The sequence below is a fragment of the Pseudomonas citrullilanati genome (assembly GCF_030580855.1).
GTDB classification, from domain to species: Bacteria; Pseudomonadota; Gammaproteobacteria; order Pseudomonadales; family Pseudomonadaceae; genus Aquipseudomonas; species Aquipseudomonas citrulli.
In genome coordinates this window covers 73,025-90,411 of the sequence record NZ_JAUQOP010000024.1, presented here as the reverse complement: position 1 = coordinate 90,411, position 17,387 = coordinate 73,025, and the positions used below count along the sequence as shown (strand labels likewise).

Sequence of the window (17,387 nt, the reverse complement as noted above, 5' to 3'; positions counted from 1 at the left end):
GAGCCTGCTCGCGAAGAACGATAACGCGGCCTGTCGATCAGCACGCGGTGTCCGCTTCGCGAGCAGGCTCGCTCCCACAGAGTGGGGACTGAATATTCCGGAAAAGGCAGGCGCCTACATCTGTGTTGCCATCCCCTCGACATCCATAGCCGCCTGGCGCAACGCTTCGGAGCGGGTGGGGTGTGGATGGCAGGTGAGGGCGATGTCCTCGGCCGAGGCGCTGAACTCCATCGCCACGCAATACTCGCCGATCATTTCGCTGACACTCGGGCCCACCAGGTGCACGCCGAGGATTTCGTCGGTGCGCTCATCGGCCAGGACTTTGGCGAACCCTTCGGTCTCGTGGTTGATCTTCGCCCGGCTATTGGCCGTGAACGGAAATTTCCCGACCTTGTAGGCACGGCCTTCAGCCTTGAGCTGCTCCTCGGTCTGGCCGACGCTGGCCAACTCCGGACGGGTGTAGATGACGCTGGGGATCAACGCGTAGTTGACCTCGGCCGCCTTGCCGGCGATCCGTTCGATGCAGGCCATGGCTTCGTCTTCGGCCTTGTGGGCGAGCATCGGTCCGGACGTCACGTCACCGATCACCCAGACCCCTGGCGCTTCGGTGCGGTGGTGCCGGTTGGCGAGCATGCCGCGCGGGTCAGGCTCCAGCCCGACGTTGGCCAGCCCCAATCCCCGGGTGTAAGGCCGGCGGCCGATGGCGACCAGCACGTAGTCGGCGTCCAGGCTCTGGGCTTCGCCGCCGGCTGCCGGTTCAACCGTCACCTGCACACCGGTGGCCGACGGCACGGCGCCGGTGACTTTGCTGCCCAGCTTGAACGTGATGCCTTGCTTGGCCAGCGCCCGCTGCAAGGTCTTGCCGGCTTCGATGTCCACCCCAGGGCAGATGCGATCAAGGTATTCCACCACGGTCACCTGGGCGCCGAGCCGCCGCCAGACCGACCCCAGTTCGAGGCCGATGACGCCTGCGCCAATCACCACCAGGTGGCGCGGTACTTCACTCAGCGAAAGCGCGCCGGTGGAGTCCAGGATGCGTTGGTTATCGAAGGTCACGCCGGGCAGCGGCATCGGTTCGGAGCCCGTGGCGATGACGATGTCCTTGGCATTGAGTTCGGTCTTGCTGCCATCTTCAGCGGTGACGGTCACCTTGCCTGGCCCGTCGATGTGGCCCCAGCCCTTGATCCAGTCGACCTTGTTCTTGCGAAACAGAAATTCGATGCCTTTGGTCAGGCCCGCCACGCTGTCGTCCTTCTGCTTCATCATTTGCGCAAGATTGAGGGTAGGGCTGACGTCGATGCCCAGGTTGGCGAACGCCGTGCCTGTCGCTGCTTCGTACAGTTCGGACGCGTGGAGCAATGCTTTGGACGGCATGCAACCGACGTTCAAACAGGTGCCGCCCAAGGTGGCCCGGCCTTCGACACACGCGGCCCGCAACCCCAATTGGCCCGCCCGGATCGCTGCGTTATACCCGCCAGGCCCGCCCCCAAGAATGACCACGTCGTAATTGCTCATCGCGCTTCTCCCGCTTGGCCTGATAAAAAATTATGCTCGTAATATGAGCGTTTCCACAGATAACGGTCAAGGCTTATGTCAAGGGGCTGGCAGAAGCCCCGCATGAAGAATTCCAAACGGAAATTTCACAGTAATCGTTATAAGGTAACGCCATACAACGAAGCGGCGGTGGCCTCTATCCACCTGCCCGGATTCTGATCGCCACAAGCGCTGGGGTGGTATGCAAGTCGATCTCGATGTCGAGGGGGGGCAGGTGGCCGATTGGCCGCGCTTTCAGCGTGCGTCATTGCACGGGCGCCGTCTGCGGTGGAAGGTCCTGGCGCTGGGGAGCGCGGCGGGCGTGGCCTGGGTGCTGGCGTTTTTCATCGGGCTGTTTTCGCCGCTGTCTCTGTGGCCGGCGCTACTGGTGGGGCAGGGCGCGGGTTTACTGGTGCTGCTGGCGGGTTTGCAGTCCGCCGGATGGATCGCCCAATGGCGCAGCCAGGCGTTGGCGCCGCCGACGGATCACCTGGCCTCGGCGGAACCGGCGGTGGTGGAGCTGGGTTGGTACGAACGATTGCTCGAACGACTCGGTGCGCGCTGGACCGGCCTGCTCACGCACATCGGCGCCCCCGCCTTGTGGCTGGCCGGTTGGGCAGTGCTGGTGCTGGTGAGCCTGGCACAGGTGTGGAACCTCGCATTGCCCGCCGCGAACCTTGGCACATCGGCCAGCGTCGGGGCGGTGCTGTCGTTACTGCTGGCGTTCGGGTTGCTGGTGTTCGAGCGCCAATTGGCCCAGCAACCCGCCGTGGAGTGGCCGGAAGCGCAAGCACTGGCGCAATTGGCGCGGGTGCCGATCATTGTGCTGGTCCTTGGCGCCTTGTGCCTGTTGTTCGCGGCTGAGACATCGGTCTGGCCCGCGCGCCTGGCCGTGCTGATGGCGGTGCTGCCCGGACTGGTGGCGGCAGAATTGCTCCTGCGTGCGGTGTTGTCGTTGTTCAGCCCGTGTCGGGACACCGTGGAACCCACGTTGCTGGGGCGCAGTGTCATTGCCGATCTGCTGCGTTGGCCACCGCAACCGTTGCTGGCGCTGCAACATGAACTGCACAACCGCTTTGGCATCGACCTGCGTCAGATCTGGGCGTTCAGCTATATGCGACGTGCGTTCCTGCCGGTGCTGGCGGTGGTGGCCCTGGTGGGCTGGTTGCTGACGGGCGTGCACGAAGTGCCGCTACAGGAGCGCGGCATCTATGAGCGCTTCGGCAAGCCGGTGGAGGTCTTCGGCCCAGGGCTGCACGTGGGGCTGCCTTGGCCGTGGGGCCGGGTGCTGGCGGTCGAGAATGGCGTCGTGCATGAGCTGGCGAGCAGTGTCGCCGACACCCGCGCACCCACCGACGTTGTGCCGGCCGAGGGCCCGGCGCCGGCGGTGGCCAACCGGTTATGGGACGCCAGCCACGTCAACGACAAGTCCCAGGTGATTGCCAGTCGACGGGCTGAGCAAGAGAGCTTCCAGATCGTCAACATGGACGTGCGTTTCGTCTATCGGATCGGCCTGACTGACGCTGCCGCGTTGGCCGCGACCTACAACAGCGCCGACGTCCCGACCCTGATTCGCAGCACGGCCAGTCGCGTCCTGGTGCATGAGTTCGCTTCGCGCACGCTGGACGGTCTGCTGGGCGCGGACCGTGTCAGCCTGGCCGACGAGATCGGCCGTGCGGTCCAGGCGGATCTGCAAGCGCTCGACAGCGGTGTGGAAATCCTGGCGACGGTGGTGGAGGCGATTCATCCGCCGGCCGGGGCGGCCAATGCCTACCACGCGGTACAGGCGGCGCAAATTGGCGCCCAGGCGCTGATCTCGCGGGAACGCGGGGCGGCGGCGGAACAGACCAACCAGGCGCAACTGCAGGCCAGTGTCGCCCTTGACCAGGCTCGAGCCGGGGCCCGGGAAACCGACGCCTCGGCCCAGGCCGCCGACCTTCGCTTCGATGCGGACCGCAAGGCCTACGCCACGGCCGGGCATGCCTTCGTGCTGGAGCGCTACCTGGGGCAATTGAGCCAAGGCCTGGGCAACGCCAAGTTGCTGATTCTCGATCATCGGCTGGGGGGCAGCGGTAACGCGCCAACCATCGACCTGCGTACTTTCACGCTGCCGGCAGACCCCGTGTCGCCGCGTAACCCTGTCTTGCCAGGAGCTGCCCATTGAGCCAGTCCTCTTCTCACGGTCATCACGATCACGCCGGTCATGCCCACGGGCATCACCATGGGCATCACCATCACGGCGAGCCACAGGAAGCCGGACCGTTTCCCTGGCGGCGCATGGGTTGGGCGGCGCTGCTGGTGGCATTCGCCGTCGCCGCCGCGAGCCTGGTGCAGGTGCGTTCCGGGGAGGCCACGGTCATCACCCGTTTTGGCAATCCGGCGCGGGTGCTGCTCCAGCCCGGGCTTGGCTGGCGTTGGCCGGCACCGTTCGAAGCGGTGATCCCGGTGGACCTGCGCTTGCGCACCACCTCCAGCGGCCTGCAGGACGTCGGCACGCGTGATGGCTTGCGAATCATTGTCCAGGCCTACGTGGCGTGGCAGGTCCAGGGAGATCCAGACAACGTGCAACGTTTCATGCGGGCGGTGCAGAACGAGCCGGACGAAGCGGCGCGGCAGATCCGCACGTTTGTCGGCTCGGCACTGGAAACCACGGCGGCCAGTTTCGACTTGGCGAACCTGGTCAACACCGATGCCAGCCAGGTCCACATCGCCGATTTCGAAGCGCAATTGCGCCAGCAGATCGATCAACAGTTGCTCACCACCTACGGCGTGCGGGTGTTGCAGGTCGGCGTCGAGCGCCTGACCTTGCCGTCGGTAACACTGGCCGCGACGGTGGATCGGATGCGCGCCGAGCGTGAAACCATCGCCACTGAACGCACTGCCATTGGCAAGCGCGAAGCGGCGCAGATACGTTCTGCCGCCGAGCGTGATGCGCGAGTCATGCAGGCCGACGCCACGGTGAAGGCTGCCGAGATCGAAGCGCAATCGCGGGTGGAAGCCGCCGAGATCTATGGCAAGGCCTATGCGGGGTCGCCGCAGCTTTATAACCTGCTGCGCTCGCTGGACACTTTGGGTACCGTGGTTGGCCCTGGCACCAAGATGATTTTGCGCACTGATGCGGCGCCCTTCCGCGTGCTGGTGGACGGCCCGCCAGCGATGGATGCCAAGGGTGGAACACAACCATGAGTTGGGTTCCACGTGGAACAAATCCATTATCCAGCCCTTGGGCCCAGGCTGGACGCTTGGCGTTTTTCGGGCTTTATGCGGTCACCGTATTGGCGGCTTTGGCCTGGGCTTTCTCCAATGTGCGGCAGATTGATCCGCAGAACCGCGCCGTGGTGTTGCACTTCGGGGCCCTGGATCGCATCCAGAATGCCGGGTTGTTGCTGGCGTGGCCCAGTCCCGTGGAACAAGTGATTCTGTTGCCGGCGGCAGATCGCGTTCTCGAACGGCGCGTGGACAGTCTCTTGCGCTCGGACGCCGCATTGCAGGCCGACCGAGTGGCCAGTTTCGCCACGCCGGTCAGTGATGCACTGGCAGGGTCGGGCTATCTATTGACCGGTGATGCCGGGGTGGTGCAGCTCGATGTACGGGTGTTCTACAAAGTCACCGACCCCTACGCTTTCGTGTTGCAGGGTGAACATGTGCTACCGGCCCTCGATCGTTTGGCGACCCGCAGTGCCGTGGCCCTGACGGCGGCACGGGACCTGGACACGATTCTGGTGGCGCGTCCGGAACTGATGGGCAGTGACAGCCAGGCTGCCGAACGCCGGGAACGGTTGCGCGGCGATCTGGTGCAAGGCATCAATCGGCGCCTGGCTGAGTTGGCGGCGACAGGGCAGGGGCTGGGTATCGAAGTGGCGCGGGTCGATGTCCAGTCGAGCCTGCCTGGCCCGGCGGTGAGCGCTTTCAACGCGGTGCTGACGGCCAGCCAGCAGGCGGATAAAGCCGTGGCCAATGCCCGCACCGAGGCGGAAAAACTCACCCAGGCGGCTCGACAGGACGCCGATCGCGCCCTGCAAGTCGCCCATGCCCAGGCCAGCGAACGGCTCGCCAAGGCCTCGGCCGACACGGCCACGGTGTTGGGCCTGGCGAAGACTCAAGGCGCCGAGCCGCAGATGCTGCTGCGCCTCTACCGCGAACGTATGCCGGCGATACTTCGCCAGGCCGGTTCGGTGACCACGGTCGATCCGAAAGACGATTCCCGCCTGATCATCCAGGGAGCTGAACAATGACTGCCCACGCCACCGCGATGCCAATGTTGTCTTCGGCGGAACAGCGTACCGCCGCGCGACAACTGACCCTGGCGATGCTTGCGCTCGGCCTGCTTGCCTTGGGCCTGGTCTGGCGCGGCGGGTGGCCGCAGCAGACGGGGGTCAGTCAACTGTTGTTGGGGGCTGCCTCATTGCTGGTGGCGGTTCCGGTCATGCGTTCGGCCTGGTACAGCTTGCGCTACCCCAGCCTGCACGGAATCACTGACCAGTTGATCGCCCTGGCAATGCTCGGCGCCTGGGCCACTGGCGATCTGCTGACGGCGGCACTGCTGCCGATCATCATGATCTTCGGCCATGTGCTGGAAGAGCGCAGCGTCATCGGCTCCCAGGAGGCGATCCATGCCCTCGGCCAACTCACTCGCAGCCAGGGCCGCAAAGTGCTGGCCGACGGCTCGATCACCGAAGTCGACAACGCCACGTTGCGCCCGGGCGACGTGGTGGAGGTGCGAGCCGGCGACCGGGTCCCCGCCGATGGTCGAGTGCTGTCCGGCCAGGCCAGCCTCGACACGGCACCGATCACCGGCGAATCGGTGCCCCTGGAGGCGGTAGTTGGTACCGAAGTGTTCGGCGGCGCGATCAACCTGGATGGCCTGCTGCGGTTGGAAGTGACCCGCACCGGTGATGAATCGACGCTGGGCAAAGTCATCGCCCTGATGCAGAACGCTGAACGTTCGAAGCCACCCATTACCCGGTTGCTGGAGCGCTACGCCGGAGGCTATCTGGTGCTGGTGTTGTTGCTGGCGACGGTGACCTGGTTCGTGACCCAGGACGCCCAGGCCATGCTGGCGGTTCTGGTGGCCGCGTGTCCTTGTGCGTTGGTGTTGTCGGCACCGGCCACGGCCATTGCCGGCATCGCCGTGGCGGCGCGTCACGGCATCCTGATTCGCAGCTCGGCCTTCCTGGAAGAGCTGGCCGACCTGACGTCGCTGGTGGTCGACAAGACGGGGACCCTGACCTATGGCGCCCTGCGTCTACAGTCCATCGAACAGGCCCAGGACGCTCCTCTTGCCTTGTTGCTGCCCTTGGCGGCGAGCCTGGGTTCGGCCAGCAGCCACCCGGTCAGCCGTGCGTTGGCCGGCCTGGTCGAGCCGGAAAACGGCTTGCCGCTGACGCAGATCCACGAGCTCCAGGGGCTCGGTGTGGTCGCGATGACCGGGGAGGGCGAAGCGGCGCTGGGCCGTCCGGAGTTGTTCGCCCAGTTGGGGATCGAGACGTCCGCGATCCCTGTCCATGATGGCCCGATTGCCGGCCTGGCCCTGGACGGACAATTCCTGGCCTGGCTGTTGTTGGCCGACAGCGTCAAGCCGGAGGCCCGGGCCGCTTTGGCGGAGCTGCGCGAGTTGGGCCTGGGCCGCCAGGTATTGCTGACCGGCGACCGGCAGAGCGTGGCCGACACCTTGGCCGAGGAGGTCGGCATCCGCGACGTACACGCCCAGGCACTGCCGGAAGACAAGCTCCAACGGGTCATGACCGAGATCGACCAGGGCTTTCGCCCTATGGTGGTGGGCGATGGCATCAACGATTCGCTCGCGCTCAAGGCCGGTGTGGTCGGTGTGGCGATGGGGGCCGGTGGTGCGGACATCGCCCTGGCATCGTCGGACATCGTGCTGATCGGCAGCGACCTGCGCCGCCTCGGCACCTGCGTACGGCTCAGCCGCCAATGCAGGCGCACGCTGCAGGTCAACGTCATCATCGGCCTGGGCTGGACCCTGGCCATCGTCGCCTTTGCCGCGTTCGGTTGGCTCGGCGCGGCCGGGGCGATGATCGCGGCGTTGCTGCATAACCTCAGCACGCTGCTGGTGCTGGGCAATGCCGGGCGGTTGTTGCGGTTCCAGGAGCCGCTGCTGAAAATCAAGGAAGGCTGACCCCGGCGAACTGTCCGGCACCGTTGCAGTCTTCTAGTGGAGAGGGCGTGCCATCGCTGGTCGTACCCGTTACAGGGAGTGAATATGGGGCAGCAATAGAGAAAGGCTATGCATTCGATAGCCTGCTATTTTTCTATGTTGGTCTACCCTCAGTTCAGATGTTCTGAAACCAGGGGGATATCTCATGCTCGCGCAACTTCCACCGGCCCTCCAGAATCTTCACCTGCCGCTTCGGCTGCGGCTCTGGGACGGTCATGAATTCACACTGGGGGCCGATCCCAGTGTCACGATCGTGGTCAAGGACCCACAAATGGTCGGGCAATTAACCCACCCCAGCCTGGATGCGTTGGGTGCGGCGTTCGTCGAAGGCAAACTGGAACTGGAAGGCTCGATCCAGGAAGTCGTGCGGGTCTGCGATGAGTGGAGCCAGGCACTGGTGGAGGAAGATGCGGGCAGTCATCCGGTGCGTTCGGCCCATGACAAGGAAACCGACGCCAAGGCGATTTCCTATCACTACGATCTTTCCAACGCGTTCTATCAACTATGGCTCGACAGCGACATGGCCTATTCCTGCGCCTATTTCGAGACGGGCAGCGAAACCCTCGAACAGGCCCAGCAAGCCAAGTTCCGGCATCTGTGCCGCAAGCTGCGGCTGCAACCTGGCGATTACCTGCTCGATGTAGGGTGTGGCTGGGGCGGTTTGGCGCGCTATGCGGCGCGGGAGTTCGGCGCCAGGGTCTTCGGCATTACCCTGAGCCGTGCGCAGCTGGACCTGGCTCGGGAGCGGGTCAAGGCAGAAGGCCTGGACGGCCAGGTGGAACTGCAATTGCTGGACTACCGGGACCTGCCCCAGGACGGGCGCTTCGACAAGGTGGTGAGCGTCGGCATGTTCGAACACGTCGGCCATGCCAATCTCGAACAGTACTGCAAGACGCTGTTCGGCGCGGTACGCGAGGGCGGGCTGGTGATGAACCATGGCATCACCGCCAAGCACACCGATGGGCGGCCGGTCGGCCGCGGCGCGGGTGATTTCATCGAGAAGTACGTGTTCCCCAACGGCGAGTTGCCGCACTTGTCGATGATTGCCGCCCACATCAGCGAAGCCGGGCTGGAGATTGTCGACGTGGAAAGCCTGCGCCTGCATTACGCACGCACCCTCGATCACTGGAGCGAGCGCCTGGAGGACAACCTGGCCGCCGCCGCGAAGGAGGTGCCGGAGCAGGCGCTGCGTATCTGGCGCCTGTACTTGGCCGGTTGTGCCTATGCGTTCGCCAAGGGCTGGATCAACCTGCACCAGATCCTGGCAGTCAAAGCCCATGCCGACGGTAGCCATGATCTGCCCTGGACCCGCGACGATCTCTACACCCCTTAAAGGATCGGGGAGATAAGCCGAGCGACCCGCATGCCGATCTTCTGGAGGCGGTGGGTCTCCCGGCTTTCCTGTTTGTCGATTTCCTGGGCCTGGGCGAAATCCTCTTCGAGCATTCGCTCGACCTCACTGGCAAACGGGATGTCCACGGTCAGCAACATGACTTCGAAGTTCAGCCGGAACGAACGGTTGTCCAGGTTCGCGCTGCCGATGGCGCTGATTTCCCGGTCGATCAGCACCACCTTCTGATGCAGGAAACCGGGGCCATAGCGAAACACCCGCACCCCGGCGCGCACCGCTTCGAATGCATACAGGCTTGAGGCGGCATAGACCACCTTGTGGTCCGGCCGGGAGGGCAGCAGGATGCGCACGTCCACGCCGCGCAGCACCGCCAGGCGCAATGCGGCGAATACCGCTTCGTCGGGGATGAAATAGGGCGTGGTGATCCACACCCGCTCAGTGGCCGCGTGAATGGCCTCGACGAAGAACAGCGAGCAAGTCTCATAGGCGTCGGCCGGTCCGCTGGCGAGCAACTGGCAGAGCACGCCGCCTTCCGGGTACGTGTCTGGCAGGATCAGCGGGGGCAGCGAGCGAGCGGCCCAGAACCAATCTTCGGCAAACGATTCCTGCATGCTCGCCACCACCGGCCCGCGCACTTCGACATGGGTGTCGCGCCACGGCGCCAGCGGCGGCATCTCGCCCATGTATTCATCGCCCACGTTGTGTCCGCCGACGAAGCCCAGCACACCGTCCACCGCGACGATCTTGCGATGGTTCCGGAAGTTGACCTGGAACCGATTGAGCCAGCCGCTGCGGGTGGCGAACGCCTTTACCTGGACGCCGCCATCGCGCAAGGCCTGGACATAGGCATGGGGCAGGGAGTGGCTGCCGATACGGTCATACAGCAGGTACACCGCGACGCCTTCGGCGGCCTTCTTCAAGAGCAACGCATGCAAGCGCTGGCCGAGGCGGTCGTCGTGGATGATGAAAAACTGGATCAGCACCGCCTCGCGTGCAGCTTCGATGGCTTGGAAAATCGCTTCGAACGTGGCGTGGCCGTTGACCAGCAGGCGCAGCTGGTTGTTCGCCAGGCAGGGCGTACGCCCCAGCTTGGGCATCGCCCGTAGCGAGGCGTAGGCCTGGGAAGCGCGAGCGGCGAGGGCTTCTTCGACCCAGGGCCGCCAGTTCAGCTCGGAGACGGCCTTGCGCATTTCTTCGTTGGCTTGCCGTCGCGCCTTGATGTAGCCGTCAAAGGTGCTGCGGCCGAAAACCAGGTAAGGAATCAACGTCAGGTAGGGAATGAACACCAGGGACAGGGCCCAGGCGATCGAGCCTTGGGCGGTTCGCACGGTCAGCACCGCATGGACGGCGGCGATGGAGCCCAGGGTATGCAGCAACGCGATCAGGTAACCGAAGATATGCGGGCCGAAATAATCCATGGGGCAGCCGTGCTCCTGAAGTTTCAATGCTTAACAGACCATGTTCCAAGGCGATTGTCGCTATTTAATTCAGCCGTGGCGGCCTGAACCGAAACCCGTGGGCGGCGTCTAACGGCCACTTGTCCTCTGGAGTTTTCGCAATGAATGTTCGTCTGCTGGGTGTGGCCATGGCGATGGGGTTGTCGGTATCGGTGGCGGCCCACGCGCAAATGCTTCAGCCGGGATTATGGGAATTGACCACCAGTAACATGAAGGTCGATAACCAGAATCTGCCGGACCTGCAAATGATCCTCGGCCAGGTGCAAAGCCAGATGACCCCGGAGCAACGGGCGATGCTGGAAAAGCAGGGCATTACCATGGGCGGCAAGGGCATTCGTGTCTGCCTGACCCCGGCGCAGGTGCAAACCAACGATATTCCGCTGCAAGATCCGCAATCGGGTTGCAAGCAGCAGATCACCGAGCGGACCGGCAACCAGTGGAAATTCCGCTTCAGTTGCCCGAAAGCCCAGGGCAATGGCGTGGCGACGTTCCAGAGCGACCGGGAGTTCACGACCAAGGTGAACGGCACGTTCAATGCCACCGGTATCCAGCAGAACGGCAGCCTCGATACCCGTGCCGTGTGGTTGGGGCAGGATTGCGGAGCGGTCAAGCCACGGGCTTGAGAGCCTTGAGAAGTGAAGGGTGGGCGCTACGAATGCTCCCACCTTTTTTTGCAAGCAGACCCTGAGGTCAGGGTCGGCTCAATGCCTCGTACAAAGTGTTGAGGTTGTATTCGAACAGGCCAGTAAACGTGCTGGCCGGGCCGCTGGCGGCCAGTGCATCGGAGTACAGCGTACCGCCGATGTGGGCGCCGCTTTCATCGGCGATCTGCTTGAGCAGGCGCGCATCCTTGATGTTCTCCATGAACACCGCTTTGACCTTCGCCTGGCGTATCTGGGTAATCAGCGCCGCCACTTCAGCGGCCGAAGGTTCGCGTTCGGTGGACAGTCCCTGGGGCGCCATGAAGTCGATACCGTAGGCCTGGCCCAGGTAGCCGAAGGCATCGTGTGACGTCACGATCTTGCGATTGCCCGCGGGCAATGCGCCGAGCTTGGCCTTGGCGTCGGCCAGAAGGGCATAGATCTTTTTCAGGTACGCCTGGCTGTTGCGTTGGTAATCCGCCCGGTTGGCCGGGTCAGCGGCTTCCAGCGCCTGGGTGATGTTACGCACATACAGCTCGGCATTCGCCAGGTTGTGCCAGGCATGAGGGTCAGGGACGGTTTCGCCGTCCTCGTCCAGCGAACGTGGGATCACGCCACGACTGGCACTGATCACCGGCGCGTTGGTTTCGGTGCTGGTGACCAGGCGATCCAGCCACGGCTCGAAGCCCAAGCCATTCTTGATGATCAGTTTCGCCCGCAGCAACGCCTGGGCGTCATCCGGCGTGGGTTCGTAGGTGTGCGCGTCGGCGTCCGGGCCGACCATGTTGGTGATCTGCACATGCTCGCCGCCGATCTGCTGGGTCATGTCGGCGAGAATGCTGAAGCTGGTCACCACCTGGAGTTTCTCGGCAGCGGATAAAGACATCGACAGCATCAGGCTGAACAGCACGAGTAGGGCGCGCATCGGGAAACACCTCATTGGGATGTGAGCAAAGGCGGGCGGCGCAGCAGGCCGTGCACCGGACCGAGTACCACGGACAGCAGGTACAGCAGGCCCGCCACCAGCACGATGGACGGACCGCTGGGCAGCGAGTAATAGAACGACAACAACAGGCCAAGCCAGACCGAAAGGCAGCCGAGCAGCGCGGCGACCATCATCAGCACCGGCAGCCGTCGGCTCCAGAATCGCGAGGCGGCGGCCGGCAGCATCATCAGCCCGACCACCATCAAGGCGCCGATGGCCTGGAAACCGATCACCAGGTTCAACACCACCAGGGTCAGGAACACACCATGGGCCAGCGGGCCGAGGCGACTGACGGTTTGCAGGAACAGCGGGTCCAAGGTGTCGAGCAACAAGGGCCGATAGATCAGCGCCATCGCCATGAGGCTGATCGCCGAGACCCAGAGCATGCCGGTGAGCGTTGGACCGTCCACCGCCAATGCCGAGCCGAACAGCAAGTGGAGCAGGTCCAGGCGCTTGCCGGCGATCCCGAGAATCAACACGCCGGCCGCCAGGGAGATGGGATAGATCGCCGCCAGGCTGGCGTCTTCCCGCAAGCCGGTGCGCCGGGTAATCCACGCCGCGAGCCCGGCCATGCTCAAGCCAGCCCCCAGGCCACCGATCGTCAGGGCGGGCAAGCTCAAGCCAGCGAACCAGAAACCCAGGGCGGCGCCGGGCAAGATGCCGTGGGCCACCGCGTCGCCGATCAGGCTCATGCGACGCAATATCAGGAACACGCCCAACGGGGCGGTGCTGCACGCCAGCACCAGGCCGCCCAGCAACGCCCGACGCATGAAGACGAACTCCTGGAACGGCTGCCACAAATGCGCGGCCGCGAGCATCAAGCCACCCACGCGCTGGGCTGTTGGGCAATCAGCTCGGCACTGCGTCCCAGCACACAGCCGGCTCTGTTGATCAGCAGCGTGTCGGGAATGTGTTGGCGCACCGCAACCAGGTCATGACAAACCACCACCACGGTCCGACCCTCGGCATGCCAGCCGTGGATGTGTTTCCACAGCAGGACCTGACCTTGTTCGTCGAGGGCGGCATGGGGTTCATCGAGCAACAGGAGTGGCGCTTGCGCCAAACTCAGGCGGGCGAGCAGGGCGCGTTGCAGTTCACCGCCGGACAACGCCATCAGCGGACGACGTTCGAGTCCTGTCAGTGCCCAATCGTCTAGCGCGTCCTGGAGCAGCTGTTTGCGGACCAGGGGCGTGTGACGGTTCCCCCACGCGCCGGCGGCCACCAACTCTTGCACGTTGATGGGGAACTGGCGATCGAGGTGCTGCTGTTGGGGCAGGAATGAAACGCCGCCGCGCCGTGGCACCTCCAGCAGAACGTGTCCGGTCAGCGGCTTTTGCAGCCCGGCGAGCACTTTCAGCAGGCTGCTTTTGCCCGAGCCATTGGCACCGATGATCGCCGTCAGGCTGCCTGCTGGTCGCTCCATATTCAAAGGCGGGGTAAGGGGCTGCCCGGGGGCGCCCCAGCAGAGGTCCTGGCAGCGAATCATAATGCCTCCCGAGACCAGTGGCTTTGGGCGACGGCATCATGGGCATGCAGGCTCTCGGCATGAACCACGCGAACCTGGCCGGCGGCGATGCTCGGTGATGGGCTCAAGGCGGCGTGCAATCGGCGGGCGGCGTCTTCGCAGAACATCAGGTTCTGGCCGTTGGCGAGGGCGAACGCTTGCTCGTCGGCGCGCTTGACCGCCGTTTGCACCGCCGTGCCGAGAGCCGCCTCGGCGTTGTCGATGAAGGCCCGCAGCGGCAGTTCATCACAATCGCTGCTCAGCAGCAGCGACAACGTGGCGGTGCTGCGCTGACTGTGAGGTGTCGCGACGATGCCATTCGATGAGCCCAGCCAAGCGAGAACGTCTGCGTGCTCCAGTTTCTGGTTGGCGAAGTCGTCGATGAATCGCTGCTGGATCAACTGCCGGGCGAGGGCGGCTGAACAAGGACAGGTGGAGGAATAGGGGATCTGAAGCTGTAGTTCCACGTGGAACATAGTGTGTTCCAAATGCGCTTCAATGCTCAGTGGGTAGCGTTTCCAGCCGGCCAGGGGGCTGATCAGGGCCGGTCGCTTGAGCAGCACATCGGTGTGAATGCGCAGGGTCGCTTTGCGCGACAGGCCTTCATGGCTGACGAGAAATTGCCGGAGGATTTCCCGGATCAGTTGCGGCGACAACGGTGCTTCTTCGAGTATTTGGAGTGCGAGGTACAGCCGGGACATGTGAATGCCTCTCGCTGTGCCATCGTCGAGGCTGACGCCCGCATCAACTGTTGCGCTCAGGCGTTGCCCATCGATCAACACCGGGGTCGCGATGCCACACATGCCCACCCAATCAAGGGGGATAGTTTCGGATGGAACCTGCGCGGCCACATCGGGCAGTGTTAACGCATTCATGGTCGAAGTCCGTGAGATATTCGAAGTAGATGTTATAGTATTACATGTAATTCGAATACACCTTACTCATGAACGGATTTTCATTCTCCCCGACGTTCCACGTGAAACATCAATGGGACGAGTCGCGGCAGCCGCTGAGGCGAGCGCAGATAAATGAACCCGCACTGCCGCCCGAACTGGCAAAGCGATTTATCGTGGTCCAGCCTACTCGTCGACTGTAACCGACCCAACTTTCGCCGTTGGAAGCCACGCCGGTGAAGAAGGTGAGTTGGCCATATCGATCGTTGGTCTGCGCCCAGTAGCGCTGATTGATTGCTTCAAATCCTCTGAGATAAACCGTATTTCCGGCGGTCATGACGCTGTAGGCGTTGCCTTGTCCGTCTTCGCAAGCCAGCAAATTCGCGCTGCGGGTGCAGGTCGCCAAAAGCGGACTTTGTGCGGAAAACGCACTCAACGCCGCTAACAGCCACGGACCCGCTATGACGAAGCGCAAAAGTTTGCTCATGAAATGGTCTCGGCAATCGGGGTTGGCACAGTGGAATAGTTATAATATAACATAAAAATACCTGAGACTCGCCAAAGGTCCGATGATGAGCAACGACGCGCGTCGATCGCACCCAGGCAGCCGCCCGATGAGGATGTACCCATGCCCAACCGCCTTCCCGTTACCGTGCTTTCCGGATTCCTGGGTGCTGGAAAAAGCACCTTGCTCAACCATATCCTGCGTAATCGCGAAGATCTGCGGGTGGCCGTGATCGTCAACGATATGAGCGAGATCAACATCAATGGCAGCGAAGTCCAGCGCGATGTCACTCTGAACCGTGCTGAAGAAAAGCTCGTGGAAATGAGCAACGGCTGCATCTGCTGCACCCTCCGGGAGGACCTGCTGGAGGAAGTCGGCCGGCTCGCCAGGGAAGGGCGCTTCGATTACCTGCTGATCGAGTCCACCGGCATTTCCGAACCGCTGCCGGTGGCGGAAACCTTCACTTTTCGTGACGACCAAGGCCGCAGCCTGGCTGACGTCGCCCGACTCGACACTTTGGTAACAGTGGTCGATGGTGTGAATTTCCTGCTGGATTATCAGGCCGCCGAGGGCCTGGCGTCCCGGGGCGAAACCCTGGGGGAAGAGGACGAGCGCTCGATCACCGATTTGCTGATCGAGCAGGTCGAGTTCGCCGATGTGATTCTGATCAGCAAGATCGACTTGATCAGCCGTCACGAGCGGGAAGAACTGATCGCGATCCTGCAGCGCCTCAATACTCAGGCGCAGGTAATCCCCATGACCATGGGGCAGGTGCCCTTGGGACGGATCCTGGACACCGGCTTGTTCGACTTCGAGCGCGCCGCCCAGGCGCCTGGCTGGCTCCGGGAATTGCGTGGCGAGCATGTGCCTGAAACCCAAGCGTACGGAATTGCCTCGACAGCTTATCGGGCGCGCCGGCCATTCCATCCCCAGCGGTTCTTCGACTTTATCGACCGGCCATGGACCCAGGGCAAACTCCTGCGTTCGAAAGGCTTTTTCTGGCTGGCCAGCAAACCTGAAGAAGCGGGCAGTTGGTCCCAGGCGGGGGGCTTGATGCGGCATGGCTTCGCCGGGCGCTGGTGGCGGTTCGTCCCCGAGGACCAGTGGCCGCAAGACCCGGAAAGCACGGCAGCCATCATGAACCATTGGCTCGCGGCCACGGGCGATTGCCGCCAGGAGCTGGTCTTTATCGGCCAGGGCCTGGATTTTCCCCGACTCACCGCCGAACTGGACGCCTGCCTGCTCACCGATGCGGAAATGGCCCTCGGCGTCGAGGTGTGGCGACGGTTGCCGGACCCTTTCGGCGCGTGGCATGACGAGGTTGCCGCGTGATGCTGGCGGCGCGTCTGGACAATACCGGGGTGCGCCAGGTCCAGGGCGATACCCCGCTGACGCTGGCGCAAGTGCTGGACGACGACACCAACCTGGCGGTGTGGCAACGCCAGCTCCCCGCACACATTGGCGACTTTGCGGCGATGGTGCTGGCGATGGACTCGCCGCTCGCCGAATCACGAGTCATCGAGTGGCCGGATGACGACGCCGCCCCCAATCTGGAAGGCCTCGCCTCGGGCTTCAGGGATTTGCACGGCTACGAAGGGTTCGTCACCGATGTTGCCTGGCTGGTCAGCGCGTTCGGGTGTCTACTGGGCGCGCGGCGTATCGGCCTGCGCCTGCGAACGTTGGACAAGGCCATGTGCCCGCGCTTCCATGTTGACCACGTGCCGGTACGCCTGCTGACCACCTATGCAGGTGTGGGCAGCCAGTGGCTCGAGGAGGGCGTGATGGATCGCCGACGTCTTGCCGAGCCTGCGGCGGAGCCCGTCGATCCACGTGTCATCCAGCAGCTTCGCAGCGGTGACGTGGGCTTGCTGAAGGGCGAGAAATGGCACGGTAACGAAGGCCGGGGCCTGGTTCATCGCTCGCCGCAACTGGCCCCGGGGCAGCGCCGCTTGATCCTCACGCTGGACTGGCTGGCCTAGGGGGCGAGCCAGGTGCCCTGGCTTTGTCCCTGGCAAAATGGCTTGAGATAAGCCGCATCGGTGGCCACCCCGTAATAGTGAATATCCTGGCGATAAGGCATATTGGCAACTTGGGCGTTGCTGCAGATGCCGAACGCGCCGCCAGGGCATTGGTCGACGTACCGCACCTCGACTTTCTGGCCGGCAAGGCTCGGTTGGCAGAAACCGTCGGCGAACAGCTTGGCTGGAATGTTGCGGTTCTGCTGGCAGACTTTCACATCCAGCCGTTCCGCCTGGCTGTGGACCACGCAAGCCTGGGCCAGCGCCTGGCCTGAAACCAGTGCCAGCAACAACCCGCCAATCATCCGCATCTTCACCTCCT

The 17,387-nt window shown here is 63.6% G+C and carries 16 protein-coding genes; 8 read left to right on the top strand and 8 right to left on the bottom strand.

Annotated elements, in window-relative coordinates:
* Positions 1 to 114 precede the first annotated feature (114 nt).
* Entirely contained in the window at positions 115 to 1,515 is a 1,401-nt protein-coding gene (lpdA, locus tag Q6A48_RS16735; RefSeq protein WP_304555235.1) for a dihydrolipoyl dehydrogenase, read from the bottom strand.
* Between the two features lie 220 nt (positions 1,516 to 1,735).
* Here lpdA and hflK (Q6A48_RS16730) point away from each other — a divergent pair, with 220 nt between their 5' ends.
* From hflK (Q6A48_RS16730) to cfaB, 5 genes are all read left to right on the top strand, one after another.
* Complete coding sequence (gene hflK, locus Q6A48_RS16730) at positions 1,736 to 3,697, top strand: protease modulator HflK (protein ID WP_304555233.1); 1,962 nt, start codon at positions 1,736 to 1,738, stop codon at positions 3,695 to 3,697.
* Complete coding sequence (hflC, locus tag Q6A48_RS16725; RefSeq protein ID WP_304555231.1) at positions 3,694 to 4,719, top strand: protease modulator HflC; 1,026 nt, start codon at positions 3,694 to 3,696, stop codon at positions 4,717 to 4,719. The genes hflK (Q6A48_RS16730) and hflC overlap by 4 nt, the downstream gene beginning before the upstream one ends.
* Complete coding sequence (gene hflK, locus Q6A48_RS16720) at positions 4,716 to 5,768, top strand: protease modulator HflK (protein WP_304555230.1); 1,053 nt, start codon at positions 4,716 to 4,718, stop codon at positions 5,766 to 5,768. The genes hflC and hflK (Q6A48_RS16720) overlap by 4 nt, the downstream gene beginning before the upstream one ends.
* Positions 5,765 to 7,672: a heavy metal translocating P-type ATPase gene (locus tag Q6A48_RS16715; protein WP_304555229.1), complete on the top strand. Its 1,908-nt coding sequence runs from the start codon at positions 5,765 to 5,767 to the stop codon at positions 7,670 to 7,672. The genes hflK (Q6A48_RS16720) and Q6A48_RS16715 overlap by 4 nt, the downstream gene beginning before the upstream one ends.
* A 184-nt stretch (positions 7,673 to 7,856) precedes the next feature.
* Positions 7,857 to 9,044, top strand: a complete 1,188-nt coding sequence (cfaB, locus tag Q6A48_RS16710; protein WP_304555228.1) for a C17 cyclopropane fatty acid synthase CfaB — start codon at positions 7,857 to 7,859, stop codon at positions 9,042 to 9,044.
* Here the strand turns inward: cfaB and cls are convergent.
* The gene (cls, locus tag Q6A48_RS16705) at positions 9,041 to 10,480 is read right to left on the bottom strand and encodes a cardiolipin synthase (RefSeq protein WP_304555227.1); all 1,440 of its coding nucleotides are present in this window, start codon (positions 10,478 to 10,480) and stop codon (positions 9,041 to 9,043) included. The two genes, cfaB and cls, sit on opposite strands and share 4 nt — an antisense overlap.
* A 140-nt stretch (positions 10,481 to 10,620) precedes the next feature.
* Here cls and Q6A48_RS16700 point away from each other — a divergent pair, with 140 nt between their 5' ends.
* Positions 10,621 to 11,142, top strand: a complete 522-nt coding sequence (locus Q6A48_RS16700; protein WP_304555226.1) for a DUF3617 domain-containing protein — start codon at positions 10,621 to 10,623, stop codon at positions 11,140 to 11,142.
* Between the two features lie 67 nt (positions 11,143 to 11,209).
* Here the strand turns inward: Q6A48_RS16700 and Q6A48_RS16695 are convergent, their stop codons facing one another.
* From Q6A48_RS16695 to Q6A48_RS16675, 5 genes are all read right to left on the bottom strand, one after another.
* A complete protein-coding gene (locus tag Q6A48_RS16695) occupies positions 11,210 to 12,085 on the bottom strand; it encodes a metal ABC transporter substrate-binding protein (protein WP_304555225.1) in 876 nt (291 codons plus the stop codon).
* 11 nt (positions 12,086 to 12,096) lie between these two features.
* Positions 12,097 to 12,963, bottom strand: a complete 867-nt coding sequence (locus tag Q6A48_RS16690; protein ID WP_304555223.1) for a metal ABC transporter permease — start codon at positions 12,961 to 12,963, stop codon at positions 12,097 to 12,099.
* Complete coding sequence (locus Q6A48_RS16685; protein WP_304555222.1) at positions 12,963 to 13,631, bottom strand: metal ABC transporter ATP-binding protein; 669 nt, start codon at positions 13,629 to 13,631, stop codon at positions 12,963 to 12,965. Before Q6A48_RS16685 ends, Q6A48_RS16690 begins: the two co-directional genes overlap by 1 nt.
* Positions 13,628 to 14,524, bottom strand: a complete 897-nt coding sequence (gene folE2 / locus Q6A48_RS16680; protein WP_304555221.1) for a GTP cyclohydrolase FolE2 — start codon at positions 14,522 to 14,524, stop codon at positions 13,628 to 13,630. The genes Q6A48_RS16685 and folE2 overlap by 4 nt, the downstream gene beginning before the upstream one ends.
* Before the next feature lie 109 nt (positions 14,525 to 14,633).
* Positions 14,634 to 15,029, bottom strand: a complete 396-nt coding sequence (locus Q6A48_RS16675) for a glutamine synthetase (protein ID WP_304555220.1) — start codon at positions 15,027 to 15,029, stop codon at positions 14,634 to 14,636.
* A gap of 141 nt (positions 15,030 to 15,170) precedes the next feature.
* On the opposite strand from Q6A48_RS16675, the gene zigA reads away from it, so the two are divergent.
* Entirely contained in the window at positions 15,171 to 16,379 is a 1,209-nt protein-coding gene (zigA, locus tag Q6A48_RS16670) for a zinc metallochaperone GTPase ZigA (RefSeq protein WP_304555219.1), read from the top strand.
* The gene (locus Q6A48_RS16665; RefSeq protein WP_304555218.1) at positions 16,379 to 17,026 is read left to right on the top strand and encodes a DUF1826 domain-containing protein; all 648 of its coding nucleotides are present in this window, start codon (positions 16,379 to 16,381) and stop codon (positions 17,024 to 17,026) included. The genes zigA and Q6A48_RS16665 overlap by 1 nt, the downstream gene beginning before the upstream one ends.
* Here the strand turns inward: Q6A48_RS16665 and Q6A48_RS16660 are convergent.
* The gene (locus Q6A48_RS16660) at positions 17,023 to 17,376 is read right to left on the bottom strand and encodes an NADH:ubiquinone oxidoreductase (RefSeq protein WP_304555217.1); all 354 of its coding nucleotides are present in this window, start codon (positions 17,374 to 17,376) and stop codon (positions 17,023 to 17,025) included. The two genes, Q6A48_RS16665 and Q6A48_RS16660, sit on opposite strands and share 4 nt — an antisense overlap.
* Positions 17,377 to 17,387: the final 11 nt, after the last annotated feature.